We start from the raw sequence: 15383 nt of genomic DNA, 5'->3' as shown, positions 1-15383 counted from the left end.
GCCCGGGGGAGGGACCGCATTTCGCACGGGGGCACTGCACGGAGGGGCTGGAAGATCGTGAAGCTGCGCGACCTGGTGTACAGGCTGTACGCACGCCGGGTGGAAGGCCGCCTCGACCATGCCGCGTCGCCCAAGCACATCGGCGTGATCCTGGATGGCAACAGGCGCTGGGCGAAGGCGTCCGGCGGCACGACGGAGCAGGGCCACCAGGCGGGGGCCGACAAGATCTCCGAAATGCTCGGCTGGTGCACCGAGACCGACGTCGAGGTCGTCACCCTGTGGATGCTCTCCACGGACAACCTCGACCGGCCGGAGGTCGAGCTCCGCCCGCTCCTCCAGATCATCGAGAACACCGTCCTCGGCCTCGCCGCCGACGGCCGGTGGCGCGTCCACCACGTCGGCAACCTCGACATCCTCCCCGCGCAGACCCAGTCCGTGCTCAAGGAGGCCGAGCAGGCCACCCGCGACATCGACGGGATACTGGTCAACGTCGCCGTAGGCTACGGCGGCCGCCAGGAGATCACCGACGCCGTCCGCTCGCTGCTCCTGGAGCACGCCGAGAAGGGCACCACCATCGCGGAGCTCGCCGAGGTCCTCGACGTCGACCACATCGCCGAGCACCTCTACACCCGCGGCCAGCCCGACCCCGACCTCGTCATCCGCACCAGCGGCGAGCAGCGCCTGTCCGGATTCATGCTGTGGCAGAGCGCCCACTCCGAGTACTACTTCTGCGAGGTCTTCTGGCCGGCCTTCCGCAAGGTCGACTTCCTGCGCGCGCTGCGCGACTACGCAGCCCGCCACCGCCGCTACGGGGTCTGAGGCCGGGGGCTCCTGACGCCCCCTTACGCCCCCCTGCGCCCCCGCCGTCCGCCGCGAGGCTTTCACCTGGGGTTCACCGAGCGTCCGTCATATGCCAAGGCATGGCCGAGGCGGTTCGGGGAATACCCCTTTCAGGTCGACGCCCGATCCACGGGTGTCGAGTCTCAGCGGACGGCACGGGGTCGTCCGCCCGGGAGGCCCTTTGCACCAGGACGCGCGTGCGGCTCGCACGGACGGAACGGGAGGGCCGGAATTCGGCCCTCGCAGGGGTGCCGACGACCGGTCCGGTCTTCATGGCCCGACCTCTTCCGAGGGGGTACGTCCTTCCGTGGTGACCAGCACAAAGCGCCGCCTGCCCGACAGGCGGACCTACGTCCTCGACACCAGCGTCCTGCTGGCGGACCCCAACGCGGTCACGCGATTCGACGAGCACGAGGTCGTGCTCCCGATCGTCGTGATCACCGAGCTGGAGGCCAAGCGCCACCATCCGGAGCTCGGCTACTTCGCCCGCCAGGCCCTGCGCCTGCTGGACGACTTCCGCGTCCGCAACGGCCGCCTCGACGCCCCCCTCCCCGTCGGAGAGCTGGGCGGCACGCTGCGCGTCGAACTCAACCACTCCGACCCCGGCGTCCTCCCGGCCGGCTTCCGGCTGGGGGACAACGACTCGCGGATCCTCGCGGTCGCCCGGAACCTCCAGGCCGAGGGCTACGACGTCACGGTCGTCTCGAAGGACCTCCCGCTGCGCATCAAGGCCTCCTCCGTGGGGCTGCTCGCCGAGGAGTACCGCGCCGAGCTCGCCATCACCGACGGCGGCTGGACCGGCATGAGCGAGCTCGCCCTCTCCGGCGAACAGGTCGACCTCCTCTACTCCGAAGAGCGCCTGTACGTCCCCGAGGCCGCCGAACTGCCCGTGCACACCGGTCTCATCCTCCAGTCCGAGCGCGGCAAGGCGCTCGGCCGCATCACCGCCGACGGCAGCGTCCGCCTCGTGCGCGGCGACCGGGAGGCCTTCGGGCTGCACGGCCGCAGCGCCGAGCAGCGCGTCGCCCTCGACCTGCTGCTCGACCCCGAGGTCGGCATCATCTCCATGGGCGGCCGCGCCGGCACCGGCAAGTCGGCGCTGGCGCTGTGCGCGGGCCTGGAGGCGGTGCTGGAGCGCCGCCAGCACCGGAAGGTGATGGTCTTCCGGCCGCTGTACGCGGTCGGCGGGCAGGAACTCGGATACCTGCCCGGCGACCAGTCCGAGAAGATGAGCCCCTGGGCGCAGGCGGTCTTCGACACCCTCTCGGCGGTGGCCGGGCGGGAGGTCATCGAGGAGGTGCTGAACCGCGGGATGCTGGAGGTCCTGCCGCTCACGCACATCCGCGGCCGCTCCCTGCACGACGCGTTCGTCATCGTGGACGAGGCGCAGTCCCTCGAACGGAACGTGCTGCTGACCGTTCTGTCCCGGATCGGGGCCAACTCGCGGGTCGTCCTCACCCACGACGTGGCGCAGCGGGACAACCTGCGGGTCGGCCGGTACGACGGAGTCGTCGCCGTCGTCGAGAAACTGAAGGGCCATCCGCTCTTCGCGCACGTCACGCTCACCCGCTCGGAGCGCTCCCCGATCGCCGCCCTCGTCACGGAGATGCTGGAGACCCTGTAAGACACCGCGGGGCAAAACACCCATAGCGGCTGGCGGAGTTGGCGCCGCCCGGCAAAGGCACAGGAGCCTAGCCGGGCGGCGCCCCGCTGCACAGCCCTTCGTACGAAACAGCAGCGGTACGGCAGGTGTGACCTTTCCCACGCAACGCGGAATTGCCTTGCGGCGTCGGGGTCCGGCAGAGTCTGTTTTCCGTCAGGCCCCGCATACGGCACAGCCGTACCTCCTGTGAGGTGCGCGCGCAGCACCACAACTCCACAGTCGTTCCGCCGTATGCCGCCCGAGCATCACGCGGCAGCCCCCGCAGGGGAGTTGCCCACGGGTCCGCGCCTCCAGTGACCGAAGCTCCACGGAGGCCAGCGTCAAGGGGCACTCTTGCGCCCGCCCGGTCACGCGGACGCTGCTGGAAGGACATCGTGTGAGCCGGATCTCGGTCCGGGGGTTCGCAGTGGCCTCGGCCACCGCGGTCACCACCGTCGGCGCCGTCGTGGGCGTCGCCGCAGGCGACCCCGCCTCGAACGATCTCGAGACCACCGCGTCCGGGGCGACGCTCCTCACCGACATCCCGGTCGGCGAGCAGGCCCAGATCCAGAGCGGATCCCTGGCGCAGCAGGCCGACTCCCTCGCCCAGGGCGCCGACGCCGACGCCCGCCGCTCCGCCGAGGAGGCCGCCCGCCTCCAGGCAGCCGAGGACGCCAAGGCGAAGAAGGCCGAGGCGCAGAAGGCCGCGGACGAGAAGGCGAAGAAGGAGCGCGAGGAGAAGGAGCAGGCCGCGAGCCGCTCCGCGACCCGCAGCGCCTCGGACTTCGCACCGCAGAGCTCCTACACCGTGGCGCAGGTCAAGGAGATCGCCCGGCAGATCGTCCCGGCCGGCCAGTTCCAGTGCTTCTCCAACATCATCAACCAGGAGTCCACCTGGAACTACAAGGCCGTGAACCCGTCCTCGGGTGCCTACGGCCTGGTCCAGGCGCTCCCGGGGTCGAAGATGTCCTCGGTCGCCGACGACTGGCGCACCAACCCGGCCACCCAGATCCAGTGGGGCCTCAACTACATGAACGGCCGCTACGGCAGCCCCTGCGCGGCCTGGACCTTCCACCAGGCCAACGGCTGGTACTAGAGCCCGCAGCAGGGCGCGTACGCCCGGACCCCGGGGAGCCCCGCACCGTCCAACGGTGCGGGGCTCCCGCGTGTACGGTCGTTCGAGGCGTGTCCGAGGACGGGGGAGAGGAACGACATGGCGAAGAGGCCAGGCTGGCTGGGCCGGCTCGGGAGCAGACTGAGCCGGATGGAGGCGCGGCTCGAAGCGCGGCGCGCGTCCGTGGAGGCCGAGACCGCCGGTGTCGAGACGGTCGCCGCCCCCGCCCCTGCCGCCGCCCCCGCCGTGCCGCCCGCGCCCGCCGCCGTGCCGGACGCTCCCGCCGCTCACTGCGGCCACCCGGTCCGCCCCGGCCCGGACGGGCGGCCCCACCCCGCGGCGGTGATCCCGTGGGGGATGCGGGTCGCCGCCGAGGTGAGCTGGCGGCTGCTGCTGCTCGCCGGGATGCTGTGGGTGCTGATGAAGGTGATCAGCGAAGTCCGGCTGGTCGTCCTCGCGTTCGCCGCGGCCCTGCTCGTCACCGCGCTCCTCCAGCCGTTCGTCGTCCGGCTGCGCCGGCTCGGCCTGCCGCGCGGCCTCGCGACGTCGGTCACCGCGGTCCTGGGCTTCGTCGTCATCGGGCTCGTCGGCTGGTTCGTGGTCTGGCAGGTCATGGAGAACCTGGACGACCTCTCGGACCGGGTCCGCGACGGCATCGACGAGCTCAAACTCTGGGCGCTGGACAGTCCGTTCCACGTGACCGAGAAGCAGATCAACGACATTGCCAAGAACCTCAGCGAGACCATCGGCACCAACACCGAGCAGATCACCTCCGCCGGCCTCCAGGGCGTCACCGTCCTGGTGGAGGTGCTGACCGGGATCCTCCTCGCGATGTTCTCGACGCTGTTCCTGCTCTACGACGGCGGCCGGATCTGGACCTGGTCCCTGGGCCTGGTCCCGGCGGCCGCCCGCCCCGGCGTGGCCGGAGCCGGACCGCGCGCCTGGCGGACGCTGACCGCTTACGTGCGGGGCACGGTCCTCGTCGCGCTCATCGACGCCATCTTCATCGGCCTGGGCCTCTACGTCCTGAAGGTGCCGATGGCGGTGCCGCTCGCGGTGTTCATCTTCCTCTTCGCCTTCATCCCGCTCGTCGGCGCGGTCGTCTCCGGGGCGCTCGCGGTCGTCGTGGCCCTGGTGACGCAGGGCCCGGTCACCGCCCTGCTGGTGCTGGCCGTGGTGCTGGCCGTCCAGCAGATCGAGGGGCACGTCCTCCAGCCGTTCATCCTGGGCCGGGCCGTACGGGTCCACCCGCTCGCGGTGGTGCTGTCGGTGGCGGCGGGCGGCATGGTCGCCGGGATCGGCGGGGCGGTCGTCGCGGTCCCGCTGGTCGCGGTCACCAACACGGTCGTCGGCTACCTGAAGGCGTACTCGCGCGAGCAGCACCTGCTCGCGGCCGCCGCGATCGGCCCGGGGCCGCAGGGGGCGACGGCAGCGGAGCAGGCCGCCCCGGAGGCCGGCAGTGATCAGCGAGCCTGAGCTCGAAGGCGAGTGGGGCGCGGACCGGCCGGCCGGGCAGGCGGGGCGGCCCGCGCAGGCCCCGCCGGAGGAGGGCGACCGGGCCGGCGTACGCCGTCCGCGCGGGCCGTGGGCGTGGGCGCTGGCCGGGGCCGTGCTCGCGTCGGCGGGGTGGGCGGCCGTGCCGGAGCTGCGCGACCGCTACGCCACGACGCCCCGCATCGCGTACCGGCACGCGGAGAACCTGTGCCGGGAGACGGGCCTGGACACGCTGGTGAAGGCGACCGCGCCCGTGATGACCCGCCACCCCAGCCACCGGGAGGGCCCGGCCGTGGACTGGGCGCACTGCGAGTACTTCACGGAGTGGGAGGAGGGCGGCACCTCGTACCAGATGCAGGTCCTGGTCGAACTGCACAAGAAGGCGGACCCGGCGGTCGAGTTCGGCCAGGGCAGCGGCCTGTTCCCGGAGGCGCTGTCGGCGGCGGCGGCCGCGGAGGCGGCCGAGGTGCCGGGGCTCGGGGAACGGGCGCTGATGGTGGAGGCGCCCGCGTTCATCAGCGGGCCGAGGCTCCGGGTCCTCGACGGCGGGGCGGTGTTCACGCTGTCCGTGACCTGGCTGGGGGACGTCGACAAGAGAGGCGGCACACCCGGGCCCGACGAGGACGCCGTCAAGGCCGCGATGATCGAGGACATGCGCGCCCTGATGGGCGGCCTGCGGAAGTAGCTCCCGAACGCCAGGGGCCCCGCAGCCGGCGGACGGCTGCGGGGCCCCTCTCCCTGCACGGGTCTCCCTGCGCGGGGCGGCTGCTACTCGGCGGCGAGGGCGGCCTCCGCGTCGAGGGTGACCGCGACGGCCTGGATCACCGAGGCGATCTTGAAGGCCTCCTGGATCGTCTCGCGGTCGACGCCGGCCTTGCGCAGCACCTGCTCGTGCGAGTCGAGGCACTGGCCGCAGCCGTTGATCGCGGAGACCGCGAGCGACCACAGCTCGAAGTCGACCTTCTCCACGCCCGGGTTGCCGATGACGTTCATCCGCAGGCCGGCCCGCAGCGTGCCGTACTCCGGGTCGGAGAGCAGGTGGCGGGTGCGGTAGAAGACGTTGTTCATCGCCATGACGGCCGCGGCCGACTTGGCGGCCGTGTACGCCTCGGGCGACAGGGCGGCCTTCGCCTCCGGCTCCAGTTCACGCAGGACGCGCGGGGAGCGGGCGGCGATGGCGCAGGACAGGACCGTGCCCCACAGCTGCTGCTGCGGAAGGCCGCTGTTGCCGATGACCGAGCCCAGGTTGAGCTTCAGGTCCTTGGCGAAGTCCGGTATCGAGGCCTTCAGGGAGTCGAGGGACATCCGTCACTCACCGGCCAGGAGGGCGCCCGCGTCGAGGGTGTCCTCGCCCTTGGTCCAGTTGCAGGGGCACAGCTCGTCCGTCTGCAGGGCGTCGAGGACCCGCAGGACCTCCTTGGGGTTACGGCCGACGGAGCCGGCGGTCACCATGGAGAACTGGATCTCGTTGTTCTGGTCGACGATGAAGACGGCGCGCTGCGCGAAGCCGTCCGCACCCTGCACGCCGCAGGCCTGCATCAGCTCGTGCTTGGAGTCGGCCAGCATCGGGAAGGGCAGGTCGCGCAGGTCGGCGTGGTCCTTGCGCCAGGCGTGGTGGACGAACTCGGAGTCGCCGGAGACGCCGAGGACCTGGGCGTCGCGGTCGGCGAACTCGTCGTTCAGCTTGCCGAAGGCGGCGATCTCGGTCGGGCAGACGAAGGTGAAGTCCTTCGGCCAGAAGAACACCACGCGCCACTTGCCCTCGTAGGTCTTGTGGTCGATCTGCGCGAACTCCTTGCCGGCCTCGAGCGAGACGCAGGCGGTCAGATCGTAGGTGGGGAACTTGTCACCGACAGTGAGCACGTGCTCTCCTTGCAGCAGGAAAAACGCCCTTTCTGGGCGTCTTCCGAGGGGGTTGGACGTATCTCACATGCTGACACAGCTGCATTGATTGCAGAAATAGCTAGTCTTGTGCCGGGTGATCGGAGGTACCTATCAGTGGCGGTCAGTAATAAGGGGACCAAGCAGGCGACGCTCGCGCAGCTGCGCGCCTTCGCCGCCGTCGCCGAGCACCTGCACTTCCGCGACGCGGCCGCCGCCATCGGCATGAGCCAGCCCGCCCTCTCCGGCGCCGTCTCCGCGCTGGAGGAGGCCCTCGGCGTCCAGCTCCTGGAGCGCACCACCCGCAAGGTGCTCCTCTCCCCGGCCGGCGAGCGCATCGCCGCCCGCGCCCGCTCCGTCCTCGACGCCATGGGCGAGCTCCTGGAGGAGGCCGAGGCCGTACGCGCCCCCTTCACCGGGACTCTGCGCCTCGGCGTGATCCCCACCGTCGCCCCCTACCTGCTGCCGACCGTCCTGTCGCTGTTCCACCGGCGCTACCCCCGCATGGACCTCCAGGTCCACGAGGAGCAGACCTCCTCCCTCCTCGACGGCCTGGCCGCCGGCCGCCTGGACCTGCTGCTGCTCGCCGTCCCGCTGGGCGTCCCCGGCGTCACCGAACTGCCCCTCTTCGACGAGGACTTCGTCCTCCTCGCCCCCCGCGAGCACCCCCTCGCCGGGCGCCGCGACATCCCCCGCGAGGAGCTGCGCGGCCTCCAGCTGCTCCTGCTGGACGAGGGCCACTGCCTGCGCGACCAGGCCCTCGACATCTGCCGCGAGGCCGGGCGGACCGACGGGGCCGACGTCACCACGACCGCCGCCGGGCTCTCCACCCTCGTACAACTGGTCGCCGGGGGACTGGGCGTCACCCTGTTGCCGCGCACCGCGCTGCGCCTGGAGACCGCCCGCAACGAGCACCTGGCCACCGGCTGCTTCGCCGAGCCGGCCCCCTCCCGGCGGATCGCCCTCGCGATGCGGACCGGCACGGCCCGCCAGGAGGAGTTCCGGGCCGTCGCCGCCGCCCTGCGCGAGGCGGTCCGCCCGCTGCCGGTCTGGCCCGCCGAATAGGGGGTGCTGCTCCGGCCGCCGGCCGGCGCGGGGGAGAGCGTGCGGCCATTCGTGGGGACCCCGCGCGGCGGGCGCGGCGGCTCGGCCGCGGCCCGCGGGCCGGCTGGCACGTTGAGGGGCACCGGTCCGGTCCTGCTCCCCGAAAGGCGCGCCATGCACGCACCCCCCGCAGACACCGCCGCGCTCCCGCCGCAGCAGTCCGGTACGCCGGACCGGGCGGGCCCGCAGCCCGCCGGAGGCCCGCCGGCCGCCGGCCGGGGCGGGCCCCCGCCGCTGTGGATGTGGGCCCTCGTCTCGGGGCTCTTCCTCGCCTACGCCACGCTCTCGCTGCGCACCCACGAGCGGCTGCTGTCCCACAGCTTCGACCTGGCGATCTTCGAGCAGGCCGTCCGCTCGTACGCGGAGGGCCGCCTGCCGGTCTCCGAGGTCAAGGGACCCGGCTTCCCCGTCCTCGGCGACCACTTCTCCCCGGTCCTCGCCCTGCTGGCCCCCGCCTACCTGCTGTTCCCGTCGGCGCGGACGCTGCTCGTCGCGCAGGCCGCCCTGGTCGCGGCGAGTGTCCTGCCGCTCGCGCTGTGGGCGCGGCGGGTGCTCGGCGGCGCGGCGGCCGCCGTCGTCGGCCTGGCCTACGGGCTGTCCTGGGGTGTCGCGAACGCGGTCGGCTTCGACTTCCACGAATGGGCCTTCGCCGTCCCGCTCCTGGCGTGCTCGCTGGCGGCCCTCGGCCAGGACCGGCTGCGCGCCGCCGCGCTGTGGGCGCTGCCGCTCCTGCTGGTGAAGGAGGACATGGGCGCCACGGTCGCCGCCATCGGCCTGCTGATCGCCTGGCGCGGCGGGCCGGGCCGGCGGCGGCTCGGGCTCGCCACCGCCGCCGCGGGCGCGGCCTGGACCCTGCTCGCCGTGCTCGTCGTCCTGCCCGCCCTGAACCCGCGCGGGGAGTACTTCTACGCCGGGTTCCTCGGCGGATCCGACGGCGCGGGCGGCGGCTTCGCGGCGCTGCTGTACAAGGCGACGCTCGGGCTCGCCACCCCCGGGGAGAAGGCGGTGACGCTGGTGCTGCTCCTCGCCCCGACCCTCTTCCTCGCCCTGCGCTCGCCTCTGCTGCTGGTCGCGGTGCCGACGCTGCTGTGGCGGGGCCTGTCGGACTACGCGCCGCACTGGGGCACCGGCTACCACTACTCCCTCACGGCGATGCCGGTCGTCTTCGCGGCGTTCGTCCACGCCCTGGAGCGGCGCGGCACGGCCGGCGCGGGCCTGCACCGGGCCCTGGCCGGCGCGGCGGGCGTCTGCCTGCTGCTGCTCCCCGGGTCCTCGCTGGGCAGGCTGGCCGATCCGGACATGTGGCGGGCCGACCCGCGGATCGCGGCCGCCCACCGGATGATGGCGCGGATCCCCGACGGCGCGCGGGTCCAGGCCTCCGACGGGCTCGTGCCACACCTGGCGAACCGGACGAGCGTCAGCCTGTACGGGTGGCCGGCCGGCCGGCCCGACCCGGAGTGGATCCTGGTGGACACCCAGGTCGCGCCGCACCTGCGCTGGCCGCTGAGCGCCCGCGACGAAGCCCTCGCGCTCGCCCGGGACAGGGCTGCGGGCTACCGGACGGCGGCCCGGGAGCAGGGCTTCGTCCTGCTGGGCCGCACTCCCCGTACGGGCTGACGGCCGGTCAGGGGCCGGGGGAGGAGCGGGGCGGCCGGCCGCGCGGCGGAATGGGGGCGGCGCTGCCCGGCAGCCGCCCCGTCTCGGCCAGGGCGCGCCGCAGCAGGAACTCGATCTGCGCGTTGGCGCTGCGCAGTTCCTCGCCCGCCCAGCGGGCGAGGGCCTCGTACACCTGGGGGTCGAGGCGCAGCAGCACCTGCTTGCGGGCGGCGCGGCCGGCTGCCGCCCGCTGCCCGGCCGCCCGCTCCCCGCCGGCCCGCCCGGCGCCGCTCACTGGTAGAGCGTCCCCGTGTTCACGATGGGCTGGGCCGCGCGGTCGCCGCAGAGCACCACCATCAGGTTCGAGACCATGGCGGCCTTGCGCTCGGGGTCCAGTTCCACGATGTCCTCCTCCGTCAGGCGGTTCAGGGCCAGCTCGACCATGCCCACGGCGCCCTCGACGATCTGCTTGCGGGCCGCGACGACCGCGCCGGCCTGCTGGCGCTGGAGCATCGCCGAGGCGATCTCCGGAGCGTACGCGAGGTGGGTGAAGCGGGACTCGACGATGTGCACGCCGGCCGCCTCGACCCGGTTGTGCAGTTCGGCGGCGAGCTTCTCGGTGATCTCCTCGGCGTTGCCGCGCAGGGAGAGGCCGCCCTCGTCGTGGGCGTCGTAGGGGTACTCGATCGCGATGTGCCGGACGGCCGCCTCGGTCTGCGTCTCCACGAACTCGGTGAAGTCGTCCACCTCGAAGACGGCGCGCGCGGTGTCCTCGACCCGCCAGACGACGACCGCGGCCAGTTCGATGGGGTTGCCGTAGGCGTCGTTGACCTTCAGGACGGCCGTCTCGTGGTTGCGCACGCGGGTGGAGATCTTCTTCCGCGAGGTCAGCGGGTTCACCCAGCGCAGGCCGTCGGTGCGGACGGTGCCGCGGTAGCGGCCGAAGAGCTGGACCACGCGGGCCTCGCCCGGGGCCACCGTGTTCAGCCCGCACATCGCCAGCACGGCCAGCAGTACCAGGATGATCCCCCCTGCCACCAGGGCCGGTTGGGCGGTGGTCCCGTCCCCCTCCGCCCCGAGGGCGATGAGGCAGACGCCGCCCGCGACCCCCGCCAGGCCCGCCAGCAGGGCCAGCCCGCCGCCGACGCTGCGCGCCGGGAACTCGCGGATGCCGGTCCCGGCCTCTGTGGTTTTTGTCATGGTATGCCCCGTTCGCTTCGGTGGCGGCCCCCCGTGGGCCTAGCAAAGTGATATCACTTTTTGCGGTTTCCGCAACCCTGGGCGGCCGGTGCGCGTCGGTTCCCTTGATGTGGGTGCTGATTCTCACGTCCGAATTGACCGAAATTGGTCAGGCTTGGCAAACCTTTGTCACAACCTCCGGTGTTAGCTTTCAGAGCTGACGTCGGGGGGGAATTCGAGCGGAGCGGGAGCGATGGGCCGAGCAGATGCGCGTAGGGCGCAGCAGCAGCGCAGCGCGCGGCGGTCGCCGCGCGGGCGCGCGGACGGAAAGGGGCGCGCCGGCAAGCGGACCGGTATACGCCGCTTCTTCACCTGGAAGAAGGTCCTCGGGACCTTCTTCGGGTTGATGCTGCTGGGCATGGCAGCGCTCGTCGGCCTCTACTTCTATGTGGAGGAGCCCGACCCCAACGCCGAGGCGACCCTCCAGAGCAACACCTACAAGTACGCCGACGGCACCGTCATGGCCCGCGAGGGCAAGATGAACCGCGAGATCGTCACCCTCGACAAGGTGCCCGAGGAGGTCCAGAACGCCTTCATCGCCATCGAGAACAAGTCCTTCTACGAGGACCGGGGCGTCGACTTCATGGGCGTCGCCCGAGGCCTGTTCAACACGGTCACCGGCCGCGGCAAGGCAGGCGGCTCGACGATCACCCAGCAGTACGTCAAGAACTTCTACCTGACGCAGGACCAGACGCCGACGCGCAAGGTGAAGGAGCTGGTGATCTCCCTCAAGGTCGACCAGCGCATGGAGAAGCCGGACATCCTCGCCGGCTACCTGAACACCAGCTACTTCGGCCGCGGCGCGTACGGCATCCAGGCCGCCTCCCGGGCCTACTACGGCGTCGACTCCAGCAAGCTCACCCTGGAGCAGGGCGCCTACCTGGCGGCCCTCCTCCAGGCCCCCAGCGACTACGACTGGGCCACCGCGAGCGAGCGCGGCAAGAAGCTCGTCATGATCCGCTTCAACGGCGTCCTCGACAACATGGTCGAGATGGGCGCGCTGGACCAGGCCAAGCGCGAGACCCTGAAGTTCCAGGAGCCGATCAAGCCCAAGCCCGCCCCCGGCCTCGAAGGCCAGAAGGGCTACCTGAAGCAGGCCGCGGACGCCGAACTGCGCCGCCAGACCGGCATGAGCGCGGCCGAACTCCAGGCCGGCGGCTGGGAGATCGTCCTCAACATCGACCCCAAGAAGCAGGCCGCACTGGAGAAGGCCGTCGACGACGAGCTGGAGTCCAAGCTCAACCGCAAGGACCGCCCCGTCGACGCCTCCGTCCAGGCCGGCGCCACCTCCGTCGACCCCAAGACCGGCGCCATCGTCGCCATGTACGGCGGCACCGGCATGGCCGACCACTGGGCGAGCAACGCGCTGCGCACCGACTACCAGCCGGGCTCGACGTTCAAGCCGGTCGTGCTGGCCTCCGCCCTGGAGACCAAGGCCGTCACCCAGGACAAGAAGCCGATCACCCCGAACGCGCTCTACGACGGCACCAGCAAGCGCCCCGTCGTCGGCAGCAAGATCCCGTTCAACCCGCAGAACCAGGACAACAAGAACTACGGCGACCCGATGATGACGGTGCAGGAGGCCACTAACTACTCGGTGAACTCCGTCTACGCCCAGATGATCGTCGACGTGAAGCCGCAGAACGCGAAGAAGACCGCGCTCCAGCTCGGCATGAAGGACCGCGAGGGCTGGCCCGAGGACAAGCCGGCCATGTCGCTCGGCACGATGAGCGCCAACACCGTCGAGATGGCCGCCGTCTACGCCACCCTCGACAACCACGGCAAGAGGGTCACCCCCTCGATCATCAAGAGCGCCAAGCACAGCATCCGCGAGTTCCAGAAGGTCGAGGCCGTCGGCAGCCAGGCGATCACCCGCGAGACCGCCGACACCGTGACCAAGGTCCTCACCGGCGTCGTCAACGACGGCTCCGGCAAGGCCGTCAAGAGCTCCGCGTACGAGGCCGCCGGCAAGACCGGTACCACCGAGTCCAACGTGTCCGCCTGGTTCACCGCGTACACCCCCGAACTCGTCACCGTCGTCGCGATGTTCGGCGAGGAGCCGGGCACCGGCAAGCAGGTCACCCTCACCGGTACCGCGGGCGGCGGCCGCGCCGGCGGCTCCAGCTTCCCCGCCGACATCTGGAAGGCGTACACGCTGGCCGCCCTCAAGGGCGTGAACACCGCGAAGTTCGACCTCTCCGAGGCGGAGATGGGCGCCGTCCAGACCCCGTCCCGCAGCAGCTCCCCGTCGAACTCGCCCAGCTCGACGAGCCCCTCGCCGAGCGGCAGCCCGCTCTCGCCGAGCCCCGACCCGAGCAAGCTCTCGCCGAGCCCCGACCCGAGCAAGAGCTCCGGCAAGCCGGACCCGACCAAGAGCGGCTCGATCAAGCCGGACCCGACGAAGAGCTCGGCCAGCCCGCCCGTCCTGCCGCCCTTCCAGCAGCAGGAACAGCCGTGAACGACCGCCGCCCCGCAGCACTGATGCTGCGGGGCGGCGGTCTTTCCGCGGCCGTCTCCGCACGGCGGTCCTGCGGCGGCGGCCGGCGTCAGCGGCGGTCGCGCCCGGCGGGCAGCGACAGCTCGAACCAGACCACCTTGCCGCTGCTCAGCCGGGTCGCACCCCAGCGGCGGGCCATCCGGTTCACCAGGAACAGGCCGCGGCCGCCCTCGTCGGTCTCCCGGGCGCGGCGCTGCCGCGGCAGCTGCGGGGAGTCGTCGCCGACCTCGCAGCGCAGCACGTCCGTCCGCAGCAGGCGCAGCGTGACGGGCCGCTCCGCGTAGCGGACCGCGTTGGTGACGACCTCGCTGACGAGGAGCTCCACCGAGTCCTCCAGCTCCTCCAGCCCCCAGCGGGTCAGTGCGCGCCGCGCGAAGCGGCGGGCCCGCCCGGGCGCGGTCTCCTCCGGGTCGAGGAACCAGTACGCGACATCGCTCGGCGCGATCCCGTCGAAGCGGGCGGCGAGCAGCGCGATGTCGTCGTCCCGGTCGCCGGGGCCGAGCATGTCGAGGACGTCGTCGCAGAGGGCCTCCAGCGGCGGCGGGTGGTCCAGGCCCGTCAGCTGCGCGGTGGTGGCCAGGCGCTCCCGGAGCTGGTCGATGCCCGTCCACACGTCCCGCAGCCGGGACTCCACCAGCCCGTCGGTGTACAGCAGCAGGGTCGCCCCGGCGGGCGCGTCCAGCTCGACGGCCTCGAAGTCGACGCCGCCGACGCCGATGGGCGCACCCGGCGGCACCCGCAGCACCTCGGCCCGGCCGCCCAGGTGCAGCAGCACCGGCGGCGGGTGGCCGGCGTTGGCGATGGTGATGCGGTGCGAGACTGGGTCGTAGACGGCGTACAGGCAGGTGGCCATGCGGTCGGAGCCGAGCCGCTGCGCCTGCTCGTCCAGGTGGTGCAGCACCTCGGCCGGCGGCAGGTCGAGCTGGGCCAGCGTCTGCGCGGTGGTCCGCAGCTGGCCCATGATGGCCGCGGACGTCATGGAGTGCCCCATGACGTCGCCGACGACGAGCGCGACGCGGCTGCCGGGCAGGGGTATGGCGTCGTACCAGTCGCCGCCGACCCGGGCGGTCTCCGCGGCCGGCAGGTAGCGGGAGGCGAGCCTGACGCCCGTCGGCTGGGGCAGGCTGTCCGGGAGCATGGTGCGCTGCAGCTCGTCGGCGATGTAGGCCTCGCGGCCGTACAGCACGGCCTTGTCGATGCCGAGGGCGGTGTGCGTGGCGAGCTGGGCGGCGACCAGCAGGTCGTTCTGCTCGAACGCGGGGCGCTCCGGGCTGCGCAGGAACACGGCCGCGCCGATGACCCGGCGCCGGCCGCGCAGCGGGGCCAGGATGGCCCGCCGGCCGCGCGGGACGGGATGCCCGGCGCCCAGCAGCTCCGGCAGGGCGTCCTGGGCGCCCGCGGAGGAGCCGAAGACCGGGCGGACGCCGCGGAGGACCTCGGCGAGCGCCCCGCCGGGCATGATCTCGCAGAGCTCGGCGGCGGGCAGGTCCCCCTGCGGGCCGAGCAGCGGCAGCTGGCTGAAGTCGAGTTCGCCGGCGCCCCCCGCGGCCCCGGCACCCTCGGCTCCGGTCAGGTCGTCGATCGGCCGGAGGCGGTCGGTGCGGCGCAGCCTTAAAACGACCGGGCCGACGGGCCGCTCGTCGCCGACCGGGAGCGGGTCGCGCAGGTAGACGAGGATGGCGTCGGAGAAGGTCGGGACGGTGGCCCGGCACAGGCCGAGCACGATCTCGTCGAGGTCGATGCCGCGGGCGATCCGGCGCGTCGCGGCTCCCACGAAGCGCAGCCGGTCGCCCTCGCGGCGGGCCGGCGACGCGCCCTCGGCGGCGTCGGCGGTGTCGGCGGTGGCCTCCGGCAGGGGGCCGCAGGCGTCGTCGGGACCGGGCGGCCGAGCCTGCGGACCGGCGGGATCGGCGGGTGCGGCCGCGGCTGCTTCCGGGGCCGGGCCGGCGGCGGCGCCGGGCGCGGCGGCCGGCAGG

13 protein-coding genes are annotated in these 15383 nt (G+C 72.7%); 8 read left to right on the top strand and 5 right to left on the bottom strand.

Annotated features, from left to right (window positions below; genetic code table 11):
• The first annotated feature begins 57 nt into the window (after positions 1-57).
• The 5 genes from MUK52_RS11175 (at position 58) to MUK52_RS11155 (ending at position 5775) form a co-directional block, all read left to right on the top strand.
• On the top strand, positions 58-819 hold the full coding sequence (locus tag MUK52_RS11175; RefSeq protein ID WP_114053949.1) for an isoprenyl transferase: 762 nt from the start codon (positions 58-60) through the stop codon (positions 817-819).
• Between the two features lie 328 nt (positions 820-1147).
• A complete protein-coding gene (phoH2, locus tag MUK52_RS11170) occupies positions 1148-2464 on the top strand; it encodes an RNA 5'-3' helicase PhoH2 (RefSeq protein ID WP_114053950.1) in 1317 nt (438 codons plus the stop codon).
• A gap of 415 nt (positions 2465-2879) precedes the next feature.
• The gene (locus MUK52_RS11165; RefSeq protein ID WP_246042319.1) at positions 2880-3578 is read left to right on the top strand and encodes an aggregation-promoting factor C-terminal-like domain-containing protein; all 699 of its coding nucleotides are present in this window, start codon (positions 2880-2882) and stop codon (positions 3576-3578) included.
• 117 nt (positions 3579-3695) lie between these two features.
• Positions 3696-5072, top strand: coding sequence for an AI-2E family transporter (locus MUK52_RS11160; protein WP_114053952.1), 1377 nt, complete (start codon positions 3696-3698; stop codon positions 5070-5072).
• Complete coding sequence (locus tag MUK52_RS11155) at positions 5056-5775, top strand: hypothetical protein (RefSeq protein WP_284575822.1); 720 nt, start codon at positions 5056-5058, stop codon at positions 5773-5775. Before MUK52_RS11160 ends, MUK52_RS11155 begins: the two co-directional genes overlap by 17 nt.
• A gap of 83 nt (positions 5776-5858) precedes the next feature.
• On the opposite strand, the gene MUK52_RS11150 is transcribed toward MUK52_RS11155, so the two are convergent.
• Entirely contained in the window at positions 5859-6395 is a 537-nt protein-coding gene (locus MUK52_RS11150) for an alkyl hydroperoxide reductase (protein WP_114053954.1), read from the bottom strand.
• Between the two features lie 3 nt (positions 6396-6398).
• Positions 6399-6953 carry a peroxiredoxin gene (locus tag MUK52_RS11145; RefSeq protein WP_114053955.1) on the bottom strand — a complete coding sequence of 185 codons (555 nt, stop codon included), beginning with the start codon at positions 6951-6953 and terminating at the stop codon, positions 6399-6401.
• A gap of 135 nt (positions 6954-7088) precedes the next feature.
• Here MUK52_RS11145 and MUK52_RS11140 point away from each other — a divergent pair, with 135 nt between their 5' ends.
• Together MUK52_RS11140 and MUK52_RS11135 are read left to right on the top strand one after the other, a co-directional pair.
• Positions 7089-8036, top strand: a complete 948-nt coding sequence (locus MUK52_RS11140; protein ID WP_114053956.1) for a hydrogen peroxide-inducible genes activator — start codon at positions 7089-7091, stop codon at positions 8034-8036.
• A gap of 153 nt (positions 8037-8189) precedes the next feature.
• Positions 8190-9692 (top strand): DUF2079 domain-containing protein, encoded by a 1503-nt coding sequence (locus tag MUK52_RS11135; protein WP_114053957.1) that lies wholly within the window; start codon positions 8190-8192, stop codon positions 9690-9692.
• Positions 9693-9699: 7 nt separating this feature from the next.
• Here MUK52_RS11135 and MUK52_RS11130 read toward each other — a convergent pair whose 3' ends face one another.
• Positions 9700-9966, bottom strand: coding sequence for a type II toxin-antitoxin system antitoxin (locus MUK52_RS11130; RefSeq protein ID WP_284575818.1), 267 nt, complete (start codon positions 9964-9966; stop codon positions 9700-9702).
• The gene (locus MUK52_RS11125; RefSeq protein WP_114053959.1) at positions 9963-10871 is read right to left on the bottom strand and encodes an SPFH domain-containing protein; all 909 of its coding nucleotides are present in this window, start codon (positions 10869-10871) and stop codon (positions 9963-9965) included. The genes MUK52_RS11130 and MUK52_RS11125 overlap by 4 nt, the downstream gene beginning before the upstream one ends.
• Positions 10872-11103: 232 nt before the next feature.
• On the opposite strand from MUK52_RS11125, the gene MUK52_RS11120 reads away from it, so the two are divergent.
• Positions 11104-13368 carry a transglycosylase domain-containing protein gene (locus tag MUK52_RS11120; RefSeq protein WP_284575817.1) on the top strand — a complete coding sequence of 755 codons (2265 nt, stop codon included), beginning with the start codon at positions 11104-11106 and terminating at the stop codon, positions 13366-13368.
• Between the two features lie 88 nt (positions 13369-13456).
• Here the strand turns inward: MUK52_RS11120 and MUK52_RS11115 are convergent, their stop codons facing one another.
• A complete protein-coding gene (locus MUK52_RS11115) occupies positions 13457-15382 on the bottom strand; it encodes a SpoIIE family protein phosphatase (RefSeq protein WP_502963624.1) in 1926 nt (641 codons plus the stop codon).
• Position 15383: the final 1 nt, after the last annotated feature.

It is taken from the genome of Streptomyces sp. 2P-4 (assembly GCF_030167965.1).
In the GTDB taxonomy this organism is placed as follows: domain Bacteria; phylum Actinomycetota; class Actinomycetes; order Streptomycetales; family Streptomycetaceae; genus Streptomyces; species Streptomyces globosus_A.
Note: the sequence above shows the minus strand (reverse complement) of the source record. Positions and strands in the feature narration are given on the sequence as shown.

Bases quoted from the DNA above. Each gene is read 5' to 3' on its own strand.
- MUK52_RS11160 (WP_114053952.1), top strand. From the start codon at position 3,696: ATGGCGAAGAGGCCAGGCTGGCTGGGCCGGCTCGGGAGCAGACTGAGC.
- MUK52_RS11150 (WP_114053954.1), bottom strand. From the start codon at position 6,395: ATGTCCCTCGACTCCCTGAAGGCCTCGATACCGGACTTCGCCAAGGAC.
- MUK52_RS11135 (WP_114053957.1), top strand. From the start codon at position 8,190: ATGCACGCACCCCCCGCAGACACCGCCGCGCTCCCGCCGCAGCAGTCC.
- MUK52_RS11125 (WP_114053959.1), bottom strand. From the start codon at position 10,871: ATGACAAAAACCACAGAGGCCGGGACCGGCATCCGCGAGTTCCCGGCG.
- MUK52_RS11120 (WP_284575817.1), top strand. From the start codon at position 11,104: ATGGGCCGAGCAGATGCGCGTAGGGCGCAGCAGCAGCGCAGCGCGCGG.